The 19,652-nt window shown below is 44.1% G+C and carries 15 protein-coding genes and 1 tRNA gene; 11 read left to right on the forward strand and 5 right to left on the reverse strand.

Annotation, left to right across the window (positions count from 1 at the left end; translation table 11 throughout):
- Positions 1–950: MiiA motif-containing surface protein (locus HMPREF9707_RS06995; protein ID WP_198003492.1), on the forward strand; the 950-nt coding region annotated here is incomplete at its 5' end.
- A gap of 174 nt (positions 951–1,124) precedes the next feature.
- Positions 1,125–1,820: a TMEM164 family acyltransferase gene (locus HMPREF9707_RS07000; RefSeq protein ID WP_006702001.1), complete on the forward strand. Its 696-nt coding sequence runs from the start codon at positions 1,125–1,127 to the stop codon at positions 1,818–1,820.
- 93 nt (positions 1,821–1,913) lie between these two features.
- On the opposite strand, the gene HMPREF9707_RS07005 is transcribed toward HMPREF9707_RS07000, so the two are convergent.
- The 3 genes from HMPREF9707_RS07005 to HMPREF9707_RS07015 form a co-directional block, all read right to left on the reverse strand.
- Positions 1,914–1,985 (reverse strand) — tRNA-Val (locus HMPREF9707_RS07005).
- Between the two features lie 125 nt (positions 1,986–2,110).
- Positions 2,111–3,814 carry a ribonucleoside-diphosphate reductase subunit alpha gene (locus HMPREF9707_RS07010; RefSeq protein WP_006702002.1) on the reverse strand — a complete coding sequence of 568 codons (1,704 nt, stop codon included), beginning with the start codon at positions 3,812–3,814 and terminating at the stop codon, positions 2,111–2,113.
- 44 nt (positions 3,815–3,858) lie between these two features.
- Complete coding sequence (locus tag HMPREF9707_RS07015; protein WP_006702003.1) at positions 3,859–5,349, reverse strand: ribonucleotide-diphosphate reductase subunit beta; 1,491 nt, start codon at positions 5,347–5,349, stop codon at positions 3,859–3,861.
- Between the two features lie 220 nt (positions 5,350–5,569).
- Here HMPREF9707_RS07015 and HMPREF9707_RS07020 point away from each other — a divergent pair, with 220 nt between their 5' ends.
- Both HMPREF9707_RS07020 and HMPREF9707_RS07025 read left to right on the forward strand, forming a co-directional pair.
- Positions 5,570–6,742, forward strand: a complete 1,173-nt coding sequence (locus HMPREF9707_RS07020) for a DUF6930 domain-containing protein (protein ID WP_006702004.1) — start codon at positions 5,570–5,572, stop codon at positions 6,740–6,742.
- A 127-nt stretch (positions 6,743–6,869) separates the two neighbouring features.
- Positions 6,870–7,430, forward strand: a complete 561-nt coding sequence (locus HMPREF9707_RS07025; protein ID WP_006702005.1) for a hypothetical protein — start codon at positions 6,870–6,872, stop codon at positions 7,428–7,430.
- A 516-nt stretch (positions 7,431–7,946) separates the two neighbouring features.
- Here HMPREF9707_RS07025 and HMPREF9707_RS08820 read toward each other — a convergent pair.
- The gene (locus tag HMPREF9707_RS08820) at positions 7,947–8,489 is read right to left on the reverse strand and encodes an ECF transporter S component (RefSeq protein ID WP_006702006.1); all 543 of its coding nucleotides are present in this window, start codon (positions 8,487–8,489) and stop codon (positions 7,947–7,949) included.
- A 139-nt stretch (positions 8,490–8,628) separates the two neighbouring features.
- Between HMPREF9707_RS08820 and HMPREF9707_RS07035 the strand changes: the two genes are divergently transcribed.
- Complete coding sequence (locus HMPREF9707_RS07035; RefSeq protein ID WP_006702007.1) at positions 8,629–9,606, forward strand: DMT family transporter; 978 nt, start codon at positions 8,629–8,631, stop codon at positions 9,604–9,606.
- A 67-nt stretch (positions 9,607–9,673) separates the two neighbouring features.
- Here the strand turns inward: HMPREF9707_RS07035 and HMPREF9707_RS07040 are convergent, their stop codons facing one another.
- On the reverse strand, positions 9,674–12,376 hold the full coding sequence (locus HMPREF9707_RS07040) for a cation-translocating P-type ATPase (RefSeq protein ID WP_006702008.1): 2,703 nt from the start codon (positions 12,374–12,376) through the stop codon (positions 9,674–9,676).
- A gap of 413 nt (positions 12,377–12,789) precedes the next feature.
- On the opposite strand from HMPREF9707_RS07040, the gene HMPREF9707_RS07045 reads away from it, so the two are divergent.
- The 6 genes from HMPREF9707_RS07045 (at position 12,790) to HMPREF9707_RS07070 (ending at position 19,650) form a co-directional block, all read left to right on the forward strand.
- Positions 12,790–13,560, forward strand: coding sequence for a class A sortase (locus tag HMPREF9707_RS07045; RefSeq protein ID WP_006702009.1), 771 nt, complete (start codon positions 12,790–12,792; stop codon positions 13,558–13,560).
- 105 nt (positions 13,561–13,665) lie between these two features.
- On the forward strand, positions 13,666–13,944 hold the full coding sequence (locus HMPREF9707_RS07050) for a hypothetical protein (protein ID WP_156790270.1): 279 nt from the start codon (positions 13,666–13,668) through the stop codon (positions 13,942–13,944).
- 53 nt (positions 13,945–13,997) lie between these two features.
- Positions 13,998–14,786: a hypothetical protein gene (locus HMPREF9707_RS07055; protein WP_156790271.1), complete on the forward strand. Its 789-nt coding sequence runs from the start codon at positions 13,998–14,000 to the stop codon at positions 14,784–14,786.
- A 298-nt stretch (positions 14,787–15,084) separates the two neighbouring features.
- Positions 15,085–18,156 (forward strand): carboxypeptidase-like regulatory domain-containing protein, encoded by a 3,072-nt coding sequence (locus tag HMPREF9707_RS09255; RefSeq protein WP_006702012.1) that lies wholly within the window; start codon positions 15,085–15,087, stop codon positions 18,154–18,156.
- A gap of 290 nt (positions 18,157–18,446) precedes the next feature.
- The gene (locus HMPREF9707_RS07065) at positions 18,447–19,301 is read left to right on the forward strand and encodes an HAD family hydrolase (protein WP_006702013.1); all 855 of its coding nucleotides are present in this window, start codon (positions 18,447–18,449) and stop codon (positions 19,299–19,301) included.
- A complete protein-coding gene (locus HMPREF9707_RS07070; RefSeq protein WP_006702014.1) occupies positions 19,294–19,650 on the forward strand; it encodes a hypothetical protein in 357 nt (118 codons plus the stop codon). Before HMPREF9707_RS07065 ends, HMPREF9707_RS07070 begins: the two co-directional genes overlap by 8 nt.
- The last annotated feature ends 2 nt before the right edge of the window (positions 19,651–19,652 follow it).

The raw sequence follows: 19,652 nt of genomic DNA on the forward strand, positions 1-19,652 counted from the left end.
AAATTGATCCAACTATTCCAGAAAAAACTGAAGTAGAGGACAAAGATAACTTAACTGACGATGAGAAGAAAGAAGTTAAGGACAAGATTGAAGAAGCAAACAAGGATAAATTCCCAGAAGGAACAGAAGTAGAAGTTGATGATAAGGGTAATGCAACAATCACATATCCAGACGACTCAACAGATACAATTCCATCTGAAGATCTTGTAAAAGAAAAAGAAAAAGAAGACAAGACGATTGCTGATCAAATTGATCCAACCATCCCAGAAAAAACTGGCGTGAAAGATTCTGATAACTTAACTGACAAAGAAAAAGAAGAAGTTAAGGATAAGATTACTGAAGCTAACAAGGACAAGTTCCCAGAAGGCACTGATGTATCAGTAGATGACAAAGGTAATGCAACAATTACTTACCCAGATGGATCAAAAGATACAATCCCAGCTGAAGATCTTGTATTCGAATACGCACATGGTGAGCCAGAAATCACTGACAAACCAGAACTTAAGATTGCGGATATTATCGATCCAATCATCCCTGATAAGACAGAAGTTGGTCGTCCAGGTCTAACGCAAAGCGAGAGAAACGAAGTTGAGCGTAAGATTATCGACGCTAACAAAGATAACTTCCCAGAAGGAACGAAAGTCGTTGTCGATGAGTCTGGTAATGCAACAATTATCTACCCAGACGGATCAATCGATACGATTCCATGGAACAAACTTGTCTACCATCGTGATGATGAAGGAGCAGCTGAAAGTGATAAACCAGCTGATGAAAGTTCTGATAAAGACTCTAAAGGAACTGAAGAAGCATCATCAACTGCGAAATCATCTTCAGGCTTACTACCTGAAACAGGTGAAACAGCTTCAACAGCAATCTTCGGTGCTGCAGCACTTTCAGTCTTAGCAGGTCTAGGCTTAGTTGCGAAACGCCGCGAAGACGAAGAAGCATAATTATTCATCACAAGATGATCTAGATTGATAGATTCCTAATAACTGGAATCGAATCGACAAAGACCCAAGCGTTTGCTCGGGTCTTTTGCTTTACAAAAATGATAGTATCTCAAAGGAAATTTTGTTATACTTACGGAGTATAATTTTGATTTTTTTAAAAGGAGGAACGAGTCGATGGATATACAATATTTTTTCCGAGTGGCGGAAGATAGTGCGGCACCGGAAGTACCGCTGCCATTCATCATTGGCTGTATTGCGATGATGTTTTATATTGTGCGTCGATTGGATCGGCCGAAGGTATTTGCTGGATTAGCGATTGCGATGCAAGTGATGATCTTAACGTGGTATCAGCTTACCGGGAATTTATTGGCAGACGGCTTACCACTCTATCATTGTCGGATTGCAATCTGGGTTTTAAGTATCGGGATTCTGCTAGATAAGCGAACCAAGCTGATGACTTGGTCAAGTCTGATTGGACTACCATTCTCTCTGATTGTGCTACTCATTCGTGATATGAATGAATACCAGTTTCCTCACATTACCAATATTTATTACTTTGCTGGCCACATCTTAATTTTCTTAATGTCCTATCATTACTTAACCGAACAACCGGTGAAGATTTCTAGTCAAGCACTTATCTTCTATACGCTTGTGATTCACTGTGGGGTTGAGTTAGTGAACTTATTCCTCGGAAGTAATTATAGTTATTTAAGACGACTTCCAATTCTCAGTTATGAGGATATCAATCGGTATGCCTTTCTCATTGTGACGGTCTGTGTGCTAGCGATGCTCTTCTTAATGCGTTGGGCAGTTCATCTTTATTGGCATTTCGTGAAGATTCCTGAGCCACAGCCCACAACCCATGATTAATTGATTTAAAAAGCTCGCAAGAGCTTTTTTATTATGCGATAGAATAGCACAACAAAAAAGCAAGAAGCCGTAATCGACTTCTTGCTGATGTAATGGTCCTTGTAGGACTTGAACCTACGACCCCTAGCTTGTCGAGCTAGTGCTCTCCCACTGAGCTAAAGAACCAGTAACATCTTCTATTAGACCATAAATTCTAATAAAAAGCAAATCATTTAGACTGTTTTGAATTATTTTGGCAAAGAAATAACCTCAACCTAATGTAGGTTGAGGTTATTGTTGTTAGTGTTCGATTAAGCTTCACAAGCTAAGCAGACGCTTGAACGGTAGAAGGCTTGCGCCGCAGAAGTTGAGTGTTGGTAGTAAAGGGATTTAATGCCGCTTTCCCAAGCGTAGAGATACAATTGATTCATCTCTTTAGCCGTTGTCGTCGCTGGGTTGATCATAATGTTCAAGGATTGAGACTGATCAATATAACGTTGACGTACCGCAGCTTGGTTAATGATTTCATATTGATTGATTTCTGCAAAAGTCTTGAAGACATTCTTCTCATGGTCACTTAAGAAGTCTAAGTGAAGTACTGAACCGTCATGATTCTTAATTGATTCCCACACATCAGGCGTGTTGCGACCTTTTTCTTCCAGTAACTCGACTAAGTAGCGGTTACGGATGGTTGTCTTAATCTTACTCATATCTTTTACGTAATAATTACTGAAGAGTGGCTCGATCGATTGTGAGACTTGTCCGATAATAAAGGCAGACGAAGTTGTCGGTGCAATCGCCATGGTGGTTGTATTGCGGCGTCCAGTTCCTTTAAGGATCAGAGGTTCACCGAATAATTCAGCTAACTCACAAGAGGCTTTCTCGGCACGTTCTTGAATCGTCCGATGAATCTCTTCGTTGAGGTAGCTTGCTTCTTCAGATTCAAAGGCAATGAGATTGGATTGTAGGAGTGAATGCCAACCTAAGACACCCAGACCAAGGGCGCGGTTCTCAACCGCAAAGTTATAAGCTCGCTCCATAAAGTGGAAGGCTTCGCGATATTCGAATTGGTCGGAGTCACGTAACTTTTCTAACTTCTCGATAAATTCGCTCATTACTGCATCTAAGAAGTAGATCATCGTTTCAACTGCATCAGTGTCTTTCCACTCGTTGTAGTGAAGCACGTTCATTGATGACAAGTTACATACGAAAGACCAATGGTCGTTATCCGGTAACATAATCTCGCTACATAAGTTCGAGTGGGTGATTGGGTAATCATGGTACCACTCGGGTTTATTATTATTGATAGTATCCGTGAAAAGGATATATGGGTAACCCATTTCGACACGACGTTGGATGACTTTAGCCCAAGTAGCGCGTTTCTCACGGTCGCCTTGAATCATTTCGCGCATCCAGTCATCTGGGACAGTAACAGCGTGGTTCAAGTCTTGAATATCGTTTCCTTCGACTCCAATCTCTAGGAATTCATCGATATCAGGGTGATCAATCGGTAAGTATGGAGCGAAACGTCCTCGGCGGCTCGAACCTTGGCTCACTGTATCTGTCATTTGCTCGAAGAGTTTCATAAAGTGAACGGCACCGCTTGAATAGCCGTTATTCGTAATGGCAGCGCCGCGTGGGCGTAGGTGACCGAAGAATCCTGAGGTCCCGCCGCCGTATTTCGACATCATGCCAATCTCTGCCGCTGTATATAAGATGGATGCCATATTATCGTCTGGTGTAGATCCAAAGCATGAGATTGGGAAGCCGCGGTTTGAGCCAAAGTTGGTCCAGACAGGGGTAGAGAGAGAATAATAGCCGCGGCCTAAGTAAGTATAGAACTTATCACTAAACCCATCGATGCCTAAGATTTCTTCGGCTCGGTCGGCAATTTCTCTCAAGCGACTGTGAGCGTCTTGTCCTTCTCTTAAGTAGCCACGCTCTAGGAACGTCTGGCTATCTTCTGTCAGCCAATAGAATGGCTCATATTCACGATTCTTTAATTGTGCGGTCATGTTTAAAAACTCCTTTAATCTATAATCATCATCGACAGCTCGAATTAGAATAGGTCGTCGGCTGTCATCGACTGTGAACGTTTCGTGTAGTTCACAGAACGTTTGGCGAAGAAGTCAACGTGTTTCGTTGAGACAATCTCTTCGTCAAACCATAAGGTTTTTTCAACTTCAGCTAAATCGGTCTCGAAGATGCGTTCAAGTCCGATTGCTTCGAGTGAGTTGTTCAGGCGATTCTTAATAAATTCAAGAACAGTCTGTGTCGGCATAAAGTCGATTTCGCCATCTTCATAGATCCAATCTAAGACATCTTTCTCAGATTCGTAGGCTTGTTTAACAAGCGTGTAGATTTCTTCTTTTAATTCATCATCGAACCAATCAGGATTTTCAGCTTTAATGGTATTAATTAAGTCAATACCGAATTCTCCGTGGAGCTGTTCTTCTTTAGAAGTGGCTTCGATAACGTTGGAAATTCCACTGAATAAGTTTTTTTGTTTATTGAACGCCATAATAATTAAGAATTGACTGAACAGTGAGATGTGTTCAATAAAGGCAGAGAATAATAAGATTGAGATCGTATAGTCACGGTTTGAACCAGTTTGCGAATACTTAATATGTGAGTTCAAGTAATCTACCCGTTGGTTCAATGCTGGAATTTGTTCGATTTCTTCGAAAATTTCGTTCAGTCCGAGTAATTCCAATAAATGTGAGTAGGCGTCTGAGTGACGAACTTCTGACTCGGCAAAAGTCATCCCAACGTTAGCCAGTTCTGGCTTTGGTAAACGGTCATATAATTTCGCCCAGAACGTCTTCACGCTAACTTCTACTTGCGAGATGGCGAGCATCGCATTACGAATGGCAGTTCTTTCGTGGGGTTCCACGTTGATTTTGTAGTCTTGAATATCGGACGTGTAGTTATACTCTGTATGTAGCCAGTATGAATGTTGGATGGCTTCTTTATATGATTCTAACTCAGGATATTCGTAAGGTTTCAAGTTCTTACGTGGCTTGAATATATCACGTTGACGCGCTTTAGTCTGTTCCGCACGGTAAAGGATGTAAGCTTTGGCCGTTCTTGGGAAGCTTTGTAACATCAGTTCGGTCTCAACTAAGTCTTGGATTTCCTCAACGTGAATCGGATCGATATCGATTTTTTCGACGACTTTTTGCGTTACGGTATTGATTTCCATATCGTTTAATTCATGTGTTTCATTATTAGCTTTTTGGATGGCAATCTCAATCTTCGTTGGGTCAAAATCAACACGGTCGCCGTTACGTTTGGTAACGTGTTGCGGGATTTTGCTGGTGCCATGAATGTAATGTAATAAGTTTGAATAAAGAGGCTCATGTGGACGATGGACCCCATCAATAAAGACTTGAGGTACCGTCTTTAATCCAAGTGAGTGGAGATATTCGCGTGCTTCAGGGTGCACTTCAATATCGATTTCTTCATAGTCGATATTATTTTTATCCATCCAATCTTTAAGACGAGTACACCATGGGCAGACTTTTTTACTATAAACTTGTACTTGAGTCATTTCGAACGCTCCTTTATGAATGATTTGATTTTGTAGTGTCGCTACTATAGTAATGTATCACAAATGGGGCGGTCTCTCTAGAGATACGCCTCTCGACTTTGATAAATTAAGCGACACAAAGTCAACCTATATTATACCATATTTTGTGATTTTGAGTTTGAAAAACACATAATATAAATCTGCACAACGTGGTATACTAGAAGGGCAAAGGAGTGAGAATATGATTGAAGATAAATTACTAACGATTAGCTACAAATTCCGACAGAGTAAACTATGGGAGTACTGGCAACCAGGACAAGTTTTTGTATTAGATTTGCCAGAGGGAGACTCTGCGGTCGTTCGTCTAGATGTGTTGATGAGTGATGATTATCGAGTGTTGATTTTTAAAGATATGGAAGCTTACCAAGCGTATTTGTTAGGTGAAGTGGCAGATGATGAGGCCAAGTCATTTCAATTTTTGGAGGTGGCTTTAGCGAACGATTATGTCGCTTTAACCTTCCAAAATAAAAGCGAATTGATGGCGGAAGAAGTGAGTCGCGTCCAGGAATATAAGCGCGAGCATGAACTGGTGCTCGGTGGGGCCCACTCATTTCCAAGGTGGCGACATTACGCGCCGTACCGCGAGCCGTGGAGTTTAGATGAAGCGGTGGATCAAGCTTGGCTGGTGGCTGTGATGGAAGCATTGCTTAAGGTGTCTGCATTGTTACAGAAGGCAGAGTCACTGGATTGGACAGAGCGACCTGCTCGGTCGGACCGTCTGGATTTTAAGACGATGACGAAGACGTTGGAAAATGCGGCGCCAGCTTTGCACGATATTTTACTCGGTGAGGTGTTGGCAGATGATGAAGCGGCGCAGGACTTGCGCAGTCGGATGGCAATCCGTGCCGGGTGGCAGTCGGGTGAAGGTGACTACGATATTTCGGTGATGTTGTTGGAAGAAACAGCGGAGATTGAAGAGAGTGGGTTGGCTGATTATGAAGATGCTGAAGCTCTGGAGCTGGAAATTGATCATGAGCGACTGCGAGCGTTGCGTGAGTGTCAAACTACCGTGCGTTTGGAGTGCGATGTGATCGTCCTACCACTTCTTGTTAAAGGGGCGGAAGATGCACCGGGTTACTACCCTTGGATGGTGGTCGCTGCAGATCAGCGGAGCGGTAACACTTTCGCAACAAGTCTGGTGGATTCGATGGAATCCGCTTTGGCTGCTTTTATTGATAAGTGCCAAGAGGAAGACTTGCGTCCGCTGAACTTGGTTGTGTGCAATCGTCGTGCGCAGTATGTGTTGCAACCATTGGCAGACGAGTTAAACATCTCAAACAAGATCAAAGCAACTCCGCTGCTCGATACGTTTGAACAGAGCTTATACGAGGAAATGGTATTGAACGAGAAATAATCGTTATGATAGATAGTGAGAGGCAGGCTTCGGCTTGCCTTTTTTGATTTGGGGGCAGGTTGGTCTGCTAGATTGAGTAGCTGAGGGGGAACTGTGTGGTGGGGAACTTCATCATAGTGAGGTTGAGGTGAAGTTGTTTGGTGCGGAACTCCATCTGGGTGATGCCGAGTTGGAGTTGTTGGATGCAGAACTCCAGCTGAGATGTGGTGAATTGGAGTTGTTGAGTGCGGAACTCTATTTGCGGTGTGTTGAGTTGGAGTTGTTGAGTGCGGAACTCCATCTGCAGTGTGTTGAGTTGGAGTTGTTGGGTGCAGAACGCCATCTGAGGTGTGTTGAGTTGGAGTTGTTGGGTTCGGAACTCCATCTCGGGTCGGTTGAGTTGGAGTTGTTGAGTGCGGAACTCCGTCTCGGGTCGGTTGAGTTGGAGTTGTTGAGTGCGGAACTCCGTCTGAGATGTGGTGAGTTGGAGTTGTTGAGTGCGGAACTCCATCTGAGGTGTGTTGAGTTGGAGTTGTTGAGTGCGGAACTCCGTCTCGGGTCGGTTGAGTTGGAGTTGTTGAGTGCGGAACTCCGTCTGAGATGTGGTGAGTTGGAGTTGTTGAGTGCGGAACTCCATCTGAGGTGTGTTGAGTTGGAGTTGTTGAGTGCGGAACTCCATCTGCGTCGGATTGAGGTGAAGTTGTTTTAGATTTTGCTCATCTGAGTCTGTTGAGTTGAACAAAGTAACTAAGTTTGCTCATCTGAGTCTGTTGAGTTGGACAAAGTAACTAAGTTTGTTCATCTGAGCCTGTTGAGTTGGACAAAGTAACGGGATTTGTTCAACTGAGGCTGTTGAGCTGAACAAACCAGCGAAGTCCGTTTTTCTGTTTGTGGGAACTCATAAACAGAAACTCCGTCCGTTTTTCTGTTTGTGGGAACTCATAAACAGAAACTCCGTCCGTTTTTCTGTTTGTGGCGACTCATAAACAGAAACTTCGCTTGCTTTTCTGTTAGTGGCGGCTCATAAACAGAAACTTTGCTTGTTTTTCGTGTAATGGAGTCCCATAAACAGAAAGTTCGCTGAGTTTTCGTTTAATGGAATTTCATAAACAGAAACAACAGGTCGACTGGGCAGGTTGACTGAGAGAGTGGAGTGCTGAGATAAAGGTTTCTCAGCACTCTCCAAGGCTGCATCAAAAAAAGCTACCGAAGGGCAGCTACAATCCTATTTTTGTCGTAAAAGTATGCGTGATAAGATGGGTTCGAGGACAAAGTAAAAGGTGATGTTGCCGCCAGCGTGCATCAGATCGAAGGGGATGCCGCGGAGGTAGTATGGCCAGAAGGCGACGACACCAAACATCTTGACCATAAAGATCGAAATAATAAAGCCGTAAAGCAAGCCAGTGAAGCCAGCGTATACGGCGATGGCAATGCGGTTCACCATGACGTTGGGTCTGTAAAAAGGGCGGACAAACCAGCCGGTCAACAGCGAGATGATTACATAGCTGGCAATTTGAGCGAGGGTCCACGGTCCCATGCCAAGCAAAATATTGGATAACAAAATTGAAAGAACGGCGACAAGCATGCCGTCGACGGTGCCCATTGTGAGAGTGATAATCAAGATGATGGCGCTGACCGGTTGTACGTTGGGGATTATGGCGAGCGCAAGGCGACCTACCACGGCGAGCGCACTTAAGATGCCTACCCGCGAGATGCGATAGGCGAGTGACAGCTCATTGTTTGGCTTAGAATGATGCGGGAAGCTCATAGAATCGCTCCTTTCGATATCTCATAGTGTACCACGAACACCATTAAAATAATACTCCTCAACCTTGCGAAAAAGTGCTATGATAAGAATGCAAAAAGCGTTTCCAACGCAAGTGTAAAATTTCAAAGGAGATGACGAGTTGGCGAAGCGAGTTCGTGGGATATTAGCGTTATTAGTGATGGCGACCATTTGGGGCGGCGCGTTTGTTGTGCAGAAAGTTGGGTCAGATTATTTACCGCCGTTTGCCTTTAATATGATGCGAGCGGGCATTGGGGCGGTGGCGCTTGGCTTAGTGATGTTGGTGATGCAGCGGAACAAAGACGCAGAGCGACCGGCTGGCGCTGACATAGGTCACGTTACACCCGAAACAACCATCATTCGCACACAAAACTCGACTTATTGGCGCGATGCATTGATGGGTGGACTTGTGGCCGGTACCGTGCTGACATGTGGGATGGCATTCCTCCAGATTGGGATTATGTATACGACAGCCGCCAAAGGCGGATTTATTACCGCGTTGTATATCGTCCTCGTGCCACTCGGTGGGCTACTACTGGGACGCCGCGTTACCCGGAATCAATGGTTGGCAGTGATTCTCGGGACAGTGGGACTTTATTTACTATCATTTCCAGGGAATGGCAACTTCCAAATCGGATATGGCGACTTTATTACTTTGCTCGGTGCATTAAGTTATGCCATCCATATTTATGTCATTGACTATTATAGCCAAAAAGTAGATTCGACATTGCTTTCCTGGATGCAAATTGCGGTGTCAGCGATACTTTCCGGAATTATTATGCTACTATTTGAAAATCCAGATTGGTCACTATTACCCTACGCAATTAAACCGCTACTTTACGTTGGGGTGATGTCAACGGCGCTTGGCTTTACATGTCAAGTTTACGGGCAAAAATATACGGACCCAACGACGGCGAGCTTGATTATGAGTTTGGAGTCGGTGTTCGCGTTACTCTTCGGAATATTATTCTTATCGGAGCTCCTGTCGGTGCGCGAATTTGTCGGAGCAGCCATTATGTTTACGGCAATTATTCTCTCGCAAGTTCGCATCAAACGGCGTGCTGCGAGTCGGGGTCAAGCGTCGCCCACAAAATCGTAACAAACACCACATAAAAAAACGCTCAATTTGAGGATCACCTCAATTTGAGCGCTTTTTGCATTTTGCCTTATTTAGCGTGAGTTTTTTGGTATTTGTCAGCAAGTCCAGTGACTCGGAAGATCCATTTGGCAATTTCAACAATGACGATGATTGAGGCAGATGCGACAATACAGATCATCCATTGACCAAAGTTCGGTGGCGTCACATCGAAGAATTGACTAATACCAGGAATTAAGATAACCCCTAGAAGTAAGGCACCTGATAGGATAAAGGCTCCGTTCAAGTAGCGGTTGTCGAATGGATTGCCACGGAAGAGTGATCCAAAGACAGACTTCACGTTAAATGAGTGGAATAATTGAATCAATCCTAAGGTAATGAAAGCCATTGATTCAGCTAAATTTGTTTCTAGTCCGGTATAGTATTTTGCATACCAGAAAACACCTAAGGTCAGGGCAGACTCAGCAACCCCTTGATATAAAATACTTGGTAACACGCCGAAGCTTAAGAAAGAATCTTTCTTCGTTCGTGGGGTATGCTTCATAGTATCCGGTTCGGCTTTTTCCATTCCGAGTGCAATCGCTGGGAAGACGTCGGTGACTAAGTTAATCCATAAAATATGCACCGGTTCTAAGATGGACCAACCAAATAGGGTGGCAAAGAATAGCGTTAAAACTTCTCCTAAGTTAGCAGAGAGTAAGAACTGAACGGCTTTTTGAATATTGGCAAAAACTTTACGACCTTCTTCTACCGCTACAACAATGGTCTCGAAGTTATCATCGGCTAGAACCATGTCGGAAGCTCCTTTGGAAACTTCGGTTCCGGTAATTCCCATTCCGACACCGATTGAAGCTTGCTTCAAGGAAGGTGCATCGTTGACGCCGTCCCCGGTCATTGAGATCGTCTTACCATTGGCTTGCCATGCACGAATGATACGAACTTTATGTTCCGGAGAAACGCGGGCATATACAGAAAGTTCTGGGACGCGCGCTTTTAATTCTTCATCACTAAGTTGATCGAGTTCAGCCCCGCTAATGACGTGGCGTTCGTTATTGCTGCTACCTTCGTTCGGGTCTAAAATTCCTAGACGTTCGGCAATCGCTTGAGCAGTGGTAGCATGGTCTCCAGTAATCATAATGGTTCGGATTCCAGCGCGTTTCGCAGTTTCAATCGCTGCGGCAGCTTCTTCACGCTCAGGGTCAATCATCCCCACTAATCCAGCAAAAATTAGATCTTGCTCAACGGCTTCGCTCGTTGCTTCAGGAAGTGTGTCAGTGTAGCGGTACGCACCTGCTAAGACACGCAAGGCAGCGCGAGCCATTTTTTGGTTTTCTTCAAGAATTGTTTGGCGGTCTTGTTCAGTTATTTCGCGAACACCGTCAGTAGTTAAGATATAGCGACAACGTTGAATCACTTGGTCAGGTGCACCCTTAACTGCAACGTAATATTGTCCTTCATCTTCGTTGACTTGATGGATGGTTGACATCATTTTACGGCTAGAGTCAAAGGGTACTTCTAAGACACGAGGTTGCGCTTCTAATAATGCTTTGATGTCGATCGAATGTTCTAAAGCCAGTTGGTACATGGCTGTTTCAGTCGGATCACCTAAGAGTTCCCCAGAAGCATCAATTTTCGAATCGTTCGCTAGTAAGATTGAACGCATCAATGGTTGTTCTGCAGTCAAGTCTTCATGAGCTGAACGAACTTTTCCTTCATAGTAGACTTGTTCAATCGTCATTTTGTTAACAGTTAATGTCCCAGTCTTATCTGACGCAATAATTTGTGTACTTCCTAAAGTTTCGACAGCTGGAAGTGTCCGGACCAGAGCGTTACGTTTCGCCATCGATGAGGTCCCTTGCGATAAGATAATCGTTGAAATGGCTGGCAGTCCTTCTGGAATTGCGGCGACAGCCAATGAAATTGAAATAAGTAACATATGGATAAAGCCGAAGTCTTGTACGGTCACTCCGACGATAAAGGTAACAATCGCGATAAGGATAATGGATAGGGTAAGCGTCTTACCTAATTTCTCTTGGTCGCGTTGGAGTGGTGTTAACTCGGTTTCCGTTGTTGACAACATCTTCGCAATGTAGCCAACTTCGGTATTCATTCCCGTACCGGTGACAATTCCGACACCACGACCGTAGGTCACGTTAGTACTTGAGAACGCCATATTCGAACGGTCACCAATTCCAACGTCTGGGTCGGTTAAGGTCTCAACATGCTTTTCAACGGGGACCGACTCACCGGTTAGAGAAGCTTCTTCAATCTTTAATGAGTTGGTTTCCACTAAACGTAAGTCTGCAGGAACGACGTCGCCCGCTTCGAGAATTATAATATCCCCTGGGACGAGTTCAGTGGATTTGACAGATGTGACATGGCCGTTACGCTTAACATTCGCGTTGGGTGAGGCCATCTCACGTAACGAATTAATAGCGTTTTCTGCTTGTTGCTCTTGGAAGACGCCCATCACCGCATTTAAGATTACGACAATTAAAATAATGACCGCATCGGCCACGCCTTCGCCTTCCATAATACCGACAACGGCTGAAAGTGCAGCGGCAATCAACAGGACAACGATCATAAAATCTTTAAATTGATCGATGAATTTTTGCCATAAAGTACGACTTTCCTCTTCGACAATTTCATTATGTCCGTAATGTTCGAGTCTTGACTGAGCTTGTTCGTTAGTCAAACCAGATTGAACATTCGTCTCGAATTGTTCAGTAATTTCCTCTATCGTTGAATGATAAGGTTGTTTAGTTTGTGCCATAATAGCTCCTTTTCTTTTTAGATATTATTTCAGTAAAAATATAAAAACTTATACTCTGACCGAAATTGCGTCAAAGCATAAGTCTCACTAATTAAGTCAGTACCAGCATATAGTTCTTCTATATACTTATCGTTGTTGATACAGACGAGGCAACCTCAAGTTACTCCCTTATGATATTAACTTGGCTACATTATAGCGTGATTCCGTGAAATGAGCAAGTTATTAAGTTTTTTTAAATTTATGAATTTTCTGTAAAGAAAGTTTGTAAAATGATTAAATAAATAGCGTAAAGATAGCACTTCTGGGGTTATCGTGATATGATAACATTCGAGTTAGTACATCTTGAAATGTTCGGTCATTAATTCATAATTGACTTACTCTAACAAAGTATCAAATTAATAAGGAGAGACGACATGAGTCAAAAATATAAAAGTCGTGCAGAAATTCATAATTCATCGAGACGTAGCCGCAAAAAACCACGTAAGAAAAGAGGGTTCCGTCGATTTTTAAATTTTGTAGGAATATTACTGATTTTAACTGGTGTTGGGCTATTGTTGCTGGATCCAATTAAGAATCATTTCATCCGCGAGCGGACCAATATGAACACGGTCGCGAACGTATCGCGTGATGATATCGTGCGAAATAACGGCGCGAACGTAAGTTTTGATTGGACCAATATTAGTGCGTTAGATGCCCGTCAAGTCTTGATGAGTAATGTGAACCCAGAAGATTTACCGGTCATTGGTGGAGTGGCAATGCCTGAGTTGGGCATGAACTTACCAATTTATAAAGGGGCTTCGCAAGAAGGGATGTTCTACGGTGCAGGCACTTTATATCCTGAACAAGAGATGGGTAAATCCAACTACTCGATTGCAAGTCACCATTCAATTCACAAGGACTTACTTTTCGCACCATTACTTCACGCAGAGTATGGACAGAAAATATATCTAACGGATCTTGAAAAAATATATGAGTACGAAGTGACAAATATTGAGACGGTCAGCCCTGATCGCGTCGACGTCACTTATCCAACCGAAGTGCCAACCATTACAATGATTACTTGTGATTCCGGACTAGTAAACCGCGTCATCGTCCAAGGAACGTTGAAAGAAACGTATACGATCAACGATGCTCCTAAAGAATCGTTGGATGCCTTCAAGATTAAGCAAACCGTCCCTGAATAAAATTAAATAGAGCTATTTGAGCCCGCCGGTGTGCAAACATCGACGGGTTTTTTTGTATGGTAATGGCAGTCCACAGCGGTCGGAACGTCATCCGGGATGGTTGAGGTGAAGTTGTTGCGATCGGAACTCCATCTGGGAGGGGCTGAGCTGGAGTTGTTGGGTGCAGAACTCCATCTGGGGGTTGTTGAGCTGGAGTTGTTGGGTTTAGAACTCCATCTGAGAGTGGTTGAGCTGGAGTTGTTTGAGCCGGAACTCCATCTGAGAGTAGTTGAGCTGGAGTTGTTGGGTGCAGAACTCCATCTGAGAGTGGTTGAGTTGGAGTTGTTGGGTTCAGAACTCCATCTGGGAGTTGTTGAGCTGGAGTTGTGTGGCGCGTGCGGGTAAGGATGGAGTGACGTTTGCACCGTTAACTCCATCTGAGAGTGGTTGAGCTGGAGTTGTTTGAGCCGGAACTCCACCTGGGCGTGGTTGAGCTGGAGTTGTTGGGTTTAGAACTCCATCTGAGAGTGGTTGAGTTGGAGTTGTTGAGTGCAGAACTTCATCTGAGAGCGGCTGAGCTGGAGTTGTTAAGCGCAGAACTCCATCTGAGAGCGGCTGAGCTGGAGTTGTTGGGTGCAGAACTCCATCTGAGAGTGGTTGAGCTGGAGTTGTTGGGTTCAGAACTTCATCTGGGGGTTGTTGAGCTGGAGTTGTTGGGTTTAGAACTCCATCTGAGAGTAGTTGAGCTGGAGTTGTTAAGCGCAGAACTCCAGCTGAGAGTGGTTGAGTTGGAGTTGTTTGAGCCGGAACTCCATCTGAGAGTAGTTGAGTCGGAGATGTTGGGTGCGGAACTCCGACTGAGAGTGACGGAGCTGGAGTTGTTAAGCGCAGAACTCCATCTGAGAGTGGTTGAGGTGAAGTTGTTGCGATCGGAACTCCATCTGAGAGTGGTTGAGCTGGAGTTGTTGGGTTCAGAACTCCATCTGGGGGTTGTTGAGCTGGAGTTGTTGGGTTCAGAACTTCATCTGGGGGTGGTTGAGCTGGAGTTGTTTGAGCCGGAACTCCACCTGGGCGTGGTTGAGCTGGAGTTGTTGGGTGCAGAACTCCATCTGAGAGTGGTTGAGTTGGAGTTGTTGAGACTGGAACTCCATCTGAGAGTGGTTGAGTTGGAGTTGTTGAGTGCAGAACTTCATCTGGGAGTGTTGAGCTGGAGTTGTTTGAGCCGGAACTCCGGCTGGGAGTGTTGAGGTGAAGTTTATGCAGACTTTGTCCACCTCCCGCCATTGAGCTGCACAATCCTTCCGACTTTGTCCACCTCCCGTCATCGAGCTGAACAATCCTTCCGACTTTGTCCATCTCCACCCCTTTATGCCAAACTTCCTGTCAAATCAAATTTCACTCCACCACCTCACCCAGCGAGAAATATGAATTTTCTATGAAAATAAGAACAAAAGATTGTATTCTTTGTGAGTTTATGCCCTGATCAGCGATTAGCAGGCAGGCCTGTGTTATAATAAAGTCAAATATAAGAAGGGGGTCGCAATGATGAATTTCAAGAAATGGATGCAAACTGCGATGGTGTGGATTTTAGGATTAAGTTGCAGCTTAAGTTGGATGTTGCCAACGGCTGACGCACAGGAATCCTTAATCCAATTAACGGTCAACTTATTCCAAGTTGAAAATGGAGATCAACTTCAGAAAATTTCAGATTTTAATTATGACTTAATTTACTATCCTGAAGGCGGCGAGGCTCAAGTCGCAGCGGAGCATCGTGTAGGACAAGAAAATACAGCCTACGCGCTCAATCCGGGGCAATACAAATTACGACTCTATGACGATACGAACTTTGTGCGTGGAGAGTCACGTTATCAACTTGGGCGATTAGAGATCACTAATCCGGAGCCAAATCAGCGAGAATATGTACGTGCTGAATCCGACCCAATATTAAATGATTTTGGAAATGGGACTCAAGTCTATGACCAAACCTTTGAATTAAAATTGGGTGACAATTTGTTTGATGCGGCGACAGGCCACTACAGAGCACGACTTAATGCGTTTATCACCGACGGACTTGGTGAATCGCAAGCGCTGTTAGATGGGTTCGAGCAAGATCGATCAGCATTCCAAGAAGTCGAACAATCCGAATCGACCGATTCAATTGAAGAAACAGAAACAGTGATTGAAGAAAACCCAACACCCGTGGAGTATTTAACACGGATCCAAGTGGTTGATGAGCAAGGTGTGCCACTTTCTAATTTATATTTATCCGTTCAAAATGAGGAGTTCTCTGAACGGTATGACTTAATTACGGACCAAAATGGGGAAGCTCAAATTGATGCACTCCCTGCAGGAACTTATCAATATCTTTTTGATTTGCCCGAAGAATTTAAGCAAGAAATGGCCAGCGGAACATTCACTATTGAAGACACTGAGTCCGGTGCGGGTGAAGTCATTGTTCCTATCCATTTAGAACGAAATGAAGCGGATCAAAATCTTAAGGGGCACTTAGTCTATCGTGTGGTAGATGCCGAAGGTCAACCATTAGCGGAAGTCCCAGTCCAAATTGGCGAAACAGACTACATAACAGATGGCAACGGTGAAATTGTGATCAATTTACTGCCAGTGGGCGATTATTCAGTGAGCGTAACTCCTCCAGCTGAATATCAAGTAGAACAACTCGATGAAACACTTCTTGTTGAAGCGGATATGACAGCGGAAGGGCAAGCTATTTTAACGCCTGTAGCGACAAGCGAAGAAACAACAGAAACAACCGAAACAACAGAAACAACAGAAACAACCGTAGAGACAACCACTGAAGAGAAACCTGTTGGAACCATTCGGGTAACGGTCTTATCGCCAGATCAAGCACCCGTTGAAGGGGCGATATTTGAACTGGGCGAAGGTGGACCGCAAGCGACGACGGATGCTGCAGGGCAACTCGTATTTGAACAAGTTACGCCAGGAGATTATGCGCTTCGAGCGGTTCAACTCCCAGAAGAATATCAGTTAACAACGGATATTATCGTTTCAGTTGCTGCGCAACAAGAGGCAGTGACGGAAGTCCAACTAACGAAAAAAATTGAACTTGCTACGGTGACAGTTCAAATTCGTGACCAAGATGGCAACCCAGTCACTCCATCAAGCCTCGTCTTCAATGATCGAGAATATCAATCGAATGTCAATGGGGATGTCATAATGTTAGAAATCGAAGCAGGTCGCAGCTACGCATACCATGTAGCATCTGCGCCTGAAGGGTATGATATCGCTGAAGCGAAAGGTGAACTTGAAGTTAAACCAGGTGAAAATGACCCAGTCGTAGCTACGATTCAACGTTTGGAACGACCTGGAGAAGTGAAACTTCGAGTAATGGATCAACATCAACAACCTGTTGAAGGTGTTACCGTGAAATTAGACGACGAGACTCAAACAACCGATAGCCAAGGCGAGGTCGTATTTAAAGATGTGAGTGTAGGTGACCATCAATTGTCTGTGGTAGAAGTGCCAGCAGGATATGAGAGTGTGTCTTCTGAGATTGAATTGATCAATATGCATGACCAAGAAGTTGTCGAGCGTGAACTGACGATCCAAGCTAAACCGAAAGTCGGATCGGCTCAGTGGCAATTCAGAAATAATGAAGGTACAGCGTTAGCCGATGTTGTTATCGAAGTGGCGGATAAACAGTATACGAGTGATGCTGCTGGAACAATTCAAGTGGAGCAACTCCCAGTTGGGGAAAATCCATACAAGATTGTTCAGTTACCGGAAGGCTATCAACTCGTTCAACGTGAAGGTAAAGTGACGGTACAAGCGGATCAAATGGCTCAAGTCGTGATTCAGCTCGATCGTGAAGCGACGACCACCACAACCGTCGAACCAACGACGACCACTACAACCACCACGACCGTCGAACCGACTACGACCACTACAACCACCACGGTTGAACCAACGACAACGACGACAACTGCAGAGCCAACAACAACTACAACCGCAGAACCAACGCCGACCACTACTCATGAGACAACCGTTCAAACAACCCAAGCCATCGGTTCTACTACAACGGTAGCGCCTGAGGAGCAGTCAAGTATTGAGCACCAAGTCTCATTAGCGACGAAGCAATTTGTCCATGATGGAACGGGTGTGACAGTAAAAGTTCATCCAGATGATGCGAAAAATATCGTTCGTCTCGATGTTCAAAAAGTTCAACCTGCAGGACCGTTTGCCGGTTATGATGCGGACGTCTATGAAATTAAATTGCTGAACCGCAATAATCAGGCCGTCAACTTAGAACATCTAGCACAAATTTGGCTGCCAACACGCTCTGTTCATCAACGTCTACAATTAGCGCGCAATGAGAATGGGCAATTAATGAGCTTAATGTTCAACTTAAATAACGGACGTGCTGTCGTTGCCACCCAAAAGATGGGTACTTACGGTATTATCTATGGAGCTCAAGCTGCGACGACCGCCGAAGAAACAACGAAAGGCAATGGCCTTCCAGGAACTGGTGAGTCTAGCGCACGCATTTGGATGATTCTCGGACTAGTGATTGTTGCTTTCGGTAGTAAAATCTTAATTAAACCAAATCGTTCTGAAGAATACGAAAGTATAGAAGAATAAAACAAAACAATGTAGTCAATAAAATAATGTTTTATCTCGCATTGAGCAACTGTTCAGTGCGAGATTTTTTTATTTCATCGAATCACTTATTCTTATCAAAATCAAAGCGATTTCAAATAGAACCTCCCTCAAAGATCCAAGAGCCTTCCGTGATTAAGAGTGGAGATTGTGGTAAAATAAGACCAGAATAGGAAGCAAAACGAGTGAACCCTAATCACTGGCTACAATTGCTTTAATATAGGGAATGGATTTATATTCAAACAATTCCACAAGATGATAAGGAGCAAATCATGAAGAAATTAATTGCGGTAGATTTAGATGAAACGTTGTTAAGGAGAGATAAGACATATGATCGCGAGCGATTCCTCCAAATTAACGAGCGGCTGAACGATCGTGGCGATATGTTATGTGTTGCGACAGGCAACAGTTATCACAAATTGTCGGATTATTTCAACCTCCATGATATTCATGACCTCTATCTTGCCTGTGATAACGGAACGATTTTATTAAAAGGGGACGAGGTCATCTATCAACATGGTCTTGACTATCCACTGGTGCGTCAACTCGTTGAAGACTTGAGTCAAAATCCGAAGTTGCATCCGGTCCTCAGCAATGGATTCCATTCGTACTTTACCTATACGACACAAGATGCACTCGATTATATCAAGCGCTACAATAATGACTTAACCGTCCTTGAACGCCACCATGAAATTCCGGACAAAAACTTTTTAAATGTTTCAATATATAGCGAGCTCTCATTTGAGGAGAATAAAGGTCTCATTCAACGAATTATGGACCAATACCCGAATGTGAGTGCAGTGACGAGTGGGGATGCTTGGATGGATATTTATGTGGCAGACGGTGGTAAAGGCACGGCGATTCGTTATTTACAAGATAAATACCAGATTAAAAAAGAAAATACGATGGCCTTTGGCGATAGTTTGAACGATATGAGTATGATGCAAGCGGTGGGTTACTCCATCGCCATGGAAAATGCGGACCCTGAATTAAAGCGTCACTGTCGTTATCAAGTCGGATCTAATGAAGAACAAAGTGTCCTTTCAACAATCGAACGGTACTTGTCTGAAGGAGACTTGGATTTTATGCAAGAATATAAACTCATTTCGGAGGTAACGCATGGCTAAATCATCAAAACGTCATTTACGCCGACCATCGAAGTCCACGGGGCATGATACTACGGATTACGAACGTATTGATATTTATTTGATTCCAAAGGAACAGGCTGGTTTGTACCGTGTCTTGCGCGAAGCGGTGATTCAAGAAGTGACGGAGTGGATGGAACAGGAGAGTCAACTAGCGCAAGTAGAGACGGGGCAAGATGAGATTGAAGGAGCCTATATTCAAGCGCTATACAATGGCGAAGTGCGCCGTTATTACTTTAGCCCAACCAATATTTCCCAAGCTCAAAAGGCTCGTGATAAGCACCAACTGTCTTTGTATTTGGAACGAGAAATTTTGGGGGCGAATACTTAGCA

This window comes from Falseniella ignava CCUG 37419 (assembly GCF_000301055.1).
Taxonomy (GTDB): domain Bacteria; phylum Bacillota; class Bacilli; order Lactobacillales; family Aerococcaceae; genus Falseniella; species Falseniella ignava.

Bases quoted from the DNA above. Each gene is read 5' to 3' on its own strand.
- HMPREF9707_RS07000 (WP_006702001.1), top strand. From the start codon at position 1,125: ATGGATATACAATATTTTTTCCGAGTGGCGGAAGATAGTGCGGCACCG.
- HMPREF9707_RS07010 (WP_006702002.1), bottom strand. From the start codon at position 3,814: ATGACCGCACAATTAAAGAATCGTGAATATGAGCCATTCTATTGGCTG.
- HMPREF9707_RS07015 (WP_006702003.1), bottom strand. From the start codon at position 5,349: ATGACTCAAGTACAAGTTTATAGTAAAAAAGTCTGCCCATGGTGTACT.
- HMPREF9707_RS07020 (WP_006702004.1), top strand. From the start codon at position 5,570: ATGATTGAAGATAAATTACTAACGATTAGCTACAAATTCCGACAGAGT.
- HMPREF9707_RS08820 (WP_006702006.1), bottom strand. From the start codon at position 8,489: ATGAGCTTCCCGCATCATTCTAAGCCAAACAATGAGCTGTCACTCGCC.
- HMPREF9707_RS07040 (WP_006702008.1), bottom strand. From the start codon at position 12,376: ATGGCACAAACTAAACAACCTTATCATTCAACGATAGAGGAAATTACT.
- HMPREF9707_RS07045 (WP_006702009.1), top strand. From the start codon at position 12,790: ATGAGTCAAAAATATAAAAGTCGTGCAGAAATTCATAATTCATCGAGA.
- HMPREF9707_RS09255 (WP_006702012.1), top strand. From the start codon at position 15,085: ATGAATTTCAAGAAATGGATGCAAACTGCGATGGTGTGGATTTTAGGA.
- HMPREF9707_RS07065 (WP_006702013.1), top strand. From the start codon at position 18,447: ATGAAGAAATTAATTGCGGTAGATTTAGATGAAACGTTGTTAAGGAGA.
- HMPREF9707_RS07070 (WP_006702014.1), top strand. From the start codon at position 19,294: ATGGCTAAATCATCAAAACGTCATTTACGCCGACCATCGAAGTCCACG.